This window comes from Syntrophorhabdales bacterium (genome assembly GCA_035541455.1).
Taxonomy (GTDB): domain Bacteria; phylum Desulfobacterota; class Syntrophorhabdia; order Syntrophorhabdales; family WCHB1-27; genus JADGQN01.
In genome coordinates this window covers 1-4,630 of the sequence record DATKNH010000066.1, presented here as the reverse complement: position 1 = coordinate 4,630, position 4,630 = coordinate 1, and the positions used below count along the sequence as shown (strand labels likewise).

General features: G+C 51.6%; 4 protein-coding genes. 1 reads left to right on the top strand and 3 read right to left on the bottom strand.

Annotation, left to right across the window (positions count from 1 at the left end; translation table 11 throughout):
• The 3 genes from VMT71_06820 to VMT71_06810 all read right to left on the bottom strand — a co-directional run.
• The coding region (locus VMT71_06820) for a hypothetical protein (GenBank protein HVN23665.1) at window positions 1–382 on the bottom strand (382 nt) is incomplete at its 3' end.
• A 178-nt stretch (window positions 383–560) separates the two neighbouring features.
• A complete protein-coding gene (locus VMT71_06815; protein HVN23664.1) occupies window positions 561–929 on the bottom strand; it encodes a hypothetical protein in 369 nt (122 codons plus the stop codon).
• A gap of 445 nt (window positions 930–1,374) precedes the next feature.
• On the bottom strand, window positions 1,375–2,043 hold the full coding sequence (locus tag VMT71_06810; GenBank protein HVN23663.1) for a MarC family protein: 669 nt from the start codon (window positions 2,041–2,043) through the stop codon (window positions 1,375–1,377).
• Window positions 2,044–2,953: 910 nt separating this feature from the next.
• Here VMT71_06810 and VMT71_06805 point away from each other — a divergent pair.
• A complete protein-coding gene (locus tag VMT71_06805; GenBank protein HVN23662.1) occupies window positions 2,954–4,480 on the top strand; it encodes an acyl-CoA dehydrogenase family protein in 1,527 nt (508 codons plus the stop codon).
• Window positions 4,481–4,630 lie beyond the last annotated feature (150 nt).

Genomic DNA, 4,630 nt, shown 5'->3' with positions numbered 1-4,630 from the left:
TATAGTCGCCGAGAACTTTCAAACCTTGTTGCTCTTCCCCCTCTCTCAATAAGGTAAGCGCCTTATATCCCGCAATACGGAAATAAAAGAACCCCGAGTTACCCGCACGCTCCGCCTCGGAAAGGTACTCTGTAGTGGCCTGGAACTCCTTGAGCTTATAACTCGCTGTGGCCGCTAGCGCCAGGGCTTCCGGCCGTCGCTCTACCACAGATGCCCTCACGAACTCGGTTTTCGCTTGAGGATACTCGCCGTCCCGGAGAAGCTTCTTCCCGGTCTCGACATGGCGCTCGTAAACGCGAAAAGGAACGGTGGATGAACAGGTAAGAATGAGACATGCGAGACTTAAGATTGCAAAGGCTCCGACTTTCTCGCTAAATTGCATAATCCCTCCTCACCATAGGGTAATAAGCGGCAGACGGACACCATCTTCGTGAAGTTGGTTTTCCATAAGAGCATAACCAGCCGACAAATCTTCTTTAGCCCGCTCTAGAGGCCAGATACCGCTGACGAAATCGAGCAGAGCAGCGCTTCCGCATCATGCCCGCTCGCATGAGCTTTCATCAAGAGCCATTACCCCCGCGCCTTGGTCCGAACTGAGTGATGTTGACTGCGTGCCCGGCTACAGTGAGCTCTCCCACCCTATGGGTTTGGGAACTATTTCCCTCAACTCTGATCAGAACTTTTCCCTTAATCCCCTCTTTGTTAACGCTGAGTACGGTTATCCAGGGATATGTGCGCTCGACAGTGAACGTGCACGAGGGATCAGAAGCAGTGACGTTTATTTCCACAGTGCCGCCCGACACATCAAAGAACTCGATCTCTGTCGGATTGACCTGGAAATTGCATGCCGCGTCCTGACCGTATGACGCGCCGAAAAGCAACACAACGGCTAAAGATGCGATCACCGCCGAAATACTATACCTTTTCATAGCCCCTCCTTCTCATGGCTCTCGTGGATATTGATTCCAATTGCCTCAACAAAAAGGTTGTAAATATCTTTGCGACGAAATGGCCAAGAATTAAGACTTATCCGTTCGCAAAGCCTTCTGTCCCAAGCCTCCCATGATCGTCTCAGCTAATTCCGATATCGCAAGTGCGGTGCCAGACTTCGACCGAACGACCAATCCTTTGTATTTCTTAGGTTTAGCCAGAGTTTTTCCTCGATAAATCTGATGGATGCAATTGAAAAAATACACCAAATAGTGGAACGTCTTACGTATTGAGGCATGAGTTCACGTCATACATGGCTATCTCATTCCACCTGGTATCAAGTATTTCTCTTTCCGAGATAATGTCGTACGAGTCATTTTAAATGATTATCAGACGAACTAAAACTCGCGAGCGTATGGTGTTTGCCCTGACGTGCCTGCGTATTCAGTGCGGATGCAAGGGGCCCGAGACGATGAGCGCTTTCATGCCGTTCCACATGATCTGCACGCCGATGCAGATCAACAAGAACGCACAGAGACGCATGATCACATCCATCGCGGTCTCTCCCATAATTCTGGAAAGGTAGTCTGCGAATCCGTAGCAGAGGAGAATACTCAAGGCGACCACAAGCGATCCAATGATTGCAGCCATGATGACCAGGTGATGATCACCGTATTGAGGCGGAGCATTCGCACCCAAGGCGATAGCCACTGAAATCGATCCCGGCCCCACGGTCAGGGGGAAGGTCAGCGGATAAAATGAACGATCAACCTTATCCTGTGGTCGCATGGTGTCGCGTACGTTATGCCGTTTTCCTTTCTCCTCATCTGGCCCCTTCAACATTGCCCAGGCGGTTGAAATGATCATCAATCCACCACCGATCTGCACCACCGACAATGAGATCCCGAAAAATGCCAGAACATGGGCTCCAAGCAGGTATGACCCAAGCAATAAAAACAAACTGTTCGTCGCAATCCGGCGCGAAAGCGCCCTTCGTGCAGAAGCTGGATAGTGCCTCGTCAACGACAGAATGATGGGACTGTTTCCGAGCGGATTGACAATGGGAATAAGTGCGCTCACAAAGAGGAGAATCTGTTTCGCTGTGTCGACCACATGATCCTCATTTCATTCGTAGGCTCTAGCCCGGGTTACCGCCGCTTGTCAGTTCACGCTTCGGCCAGAGAGTAGCGAGGGCAAGGCTCACTCCTCCCTACCCACTGTTCCTTCATGTTCGGACCAAACTGTCTTATGGGCCAAAGCCATCCGCGGATCCATGCCCTTTAACTTCGCGGCTCATGATAACGGGTGCCTACGCACCCCTGTTGTTAATCGCAAGATCGGTGCCAATTCATAGTACACGAACCATTTAATTGATTAACCTAGGGAATCCAGGAATTTTCTCTTTTCTAGGTCAAAGGATGTGCTTCAAAATAGACGAAATGGAGTGATCGTGAATTTAACCTCTCTTCGTTGAGACTGCCAAGCCTGAATTCGCGGTCTTCATGATATCCGCTCCTAAGTCTGGTGCAGTGCAGCCCACCAGGCGCGGATTACCGGACTTCTAAAAAAACAACGGCAGCACAAAAGTGTGCCAAGCACGGGCCATCATGGCGCGCGAAGGGATTGGGGTCTTTACTTATCGAATAAGTGCCCTAAAACGTGCATTGTGATGCACCATTTCGTCTAGTTCTTTGGTTTTCCGATAGACCAGCCGTGTCAGCCATACGCCGAAAACGTAGACACGTCAACAGATTGTGCTATCCCGCTCAGTCTGGCATTCCACTTGCGATATATCGTACGACTGGCAGGCGAGCGATGCAGATAAAAAATTTCAGGAACACCTTGGCGACACTCGGTACGGTATATTCGCAACGGCGAATTAAAGCTCATGAGGCGAAGGCAGTTGGCGAGAACGCGCGATCTGGTGACCTGGGCTATTTATGCATTCTCAGTCACTTACGTTGGCACCCCGATTGCTCGTTGAAACCTATACCTCACAGGAAATTCAAAGGAGATGAGTGTTATGGAAAGCTATTCATGGTGGACAGAGGAGCAGAAGAAGTTTGCAGAAGAAGTTTCGGAGTTTGCGGCGAGCATCATGCCGAGGGACGCGGAAACTCGCTGGACCAGAGAATTTCCGCGTGACATTTTCGACAGGATAGGAGAGCGGCGCTACACCGGAGCGGCTATCCCGAAAGAATACGGTGGCCTCGGTCTTGGCTGCACAGGTGCCTGTATTGCCAATGAAGCGTTTGGCGCCATGCCGGGCATTGTGAGGGTGTTCGGGGGTAACATGCTCGGGGGCTTGCACCAGGTCCTCCATCATGGCACCGAGAAGCAGAAGAAGAATATTCTCCCCCGCATTGTGAACGGCGAAATAGGCGCGATTGTGATTACCGAGCCTATCGTAGGGACGGATGCCGCCGCGATTTCTACTGAGGCCGTGCGGAAAAACGATTGCTATATCCTGAACGGGAAAAAGAGATTCATTGTGGCCGCCGGACTGGCGAGCAGATACATGCTCTATGCCCGCACGAGCAACGACCCTGAAATGATAGAAAAGCACCGTCACCTGACGGCATTCATACTCGAGAAGGGGGCAAAAGGCTTCACCGTCGAGAAGATTAACGAGATCATCGGCTTCAGTAACATCCAGAACGGGGTGCTCAATTTCGAGGACGTGGAGATACCACTAGAGATGCGCATCGGTGAGGAAGGCGACGGATGGTCAGTCATGACGAGCGGACTCAACTTCGAGCGAACGATCATCTCTGCACAGGCAATAGGCTGGCTACGTGAGCTCTTGCGTAACGTCGTTCCCTACATGCAGAGAAGGATCCAGTTTGGTAAGCCCACAATCGACATACCTACAAACCAGTTCAAGATAGCCGACCTTGTCCTCAGGCAACGGTCGGCCCGGCTCTTCACGTACCATACTGCACATCGCTGGGACATGGGAGAGGACATCACCATTGATTCGAATCTGATAAAGATCTTCAATCTCGAATCCGCCATGCAGGCAAGCCTGGATTCCGTTCAGTTGATGGGCGGTGACGGGACCACGCTCTTCTACCCCATAGAAGAGATCATGAAGGTGGCAAAGGTGGATTCGATTTCAGGAGGGAGCATGGAAGCCTGCAGGATGGTCGTCTTCAGAACGGCCATGAAGCAGCTTAAAGACCAGATCGCCTGGAGGCGCAGAAAACCGCATCCGGAACTGGGGGTGCCGGTACCGACCTATGGGCCCCAGCCCAAAGTGCGGGGTGTCGATGAACGAAAACTCCTTCGCGTACTCGCGGAAGACTACCGTGTCAACCCGGGGCTTTACATGACCAGAGACGATCTGAAGGAATCGCTGGAGGTTACTGACGAAGAGTTAGACAAGCTGCTCGTGTCTCTCGAACAAAAGGGGCTTGTATGGCTCAACAGAATCAAGAAAGGCATTGAACTTGCCAAGGCCTCATACAAGGGGCTCAGGGAGGCTAATCCGGAAACACATTATGAGTGGTATCCGCAATGGATCGCGGCCGGCAGCGACCGGATCTTCTAGCGCGATACCCCAAAGGAGGTACATCATGGAAACAAGAACAGTGCGCGTAAGGGAAATCTTCGATACCAGCGGATTCACGTCATACCAGGCGCTGGTCTGCTCACTTTGTTTTCTCGTCACGTTCCTCGACGGCTTCGACCTGACCGTTAT

Bases quoted from the DNA above. Each gene is read 5' to 3' on its own strand.
- VMT71_06805 (HVN23662.1), top strand. From the start codon at position 2,954: ATGGAAAGCTATTCATGGTGGACAGAGGAGCAGAAGAAGTTTGCAGAA.
- VMT71_06815 (HVN23664.1), bottom strand. From the start codon at position 929: ATGAAAAGGTATAGTATTTCGGCGGTGATCGCATCTTTAGCCGTTGTG.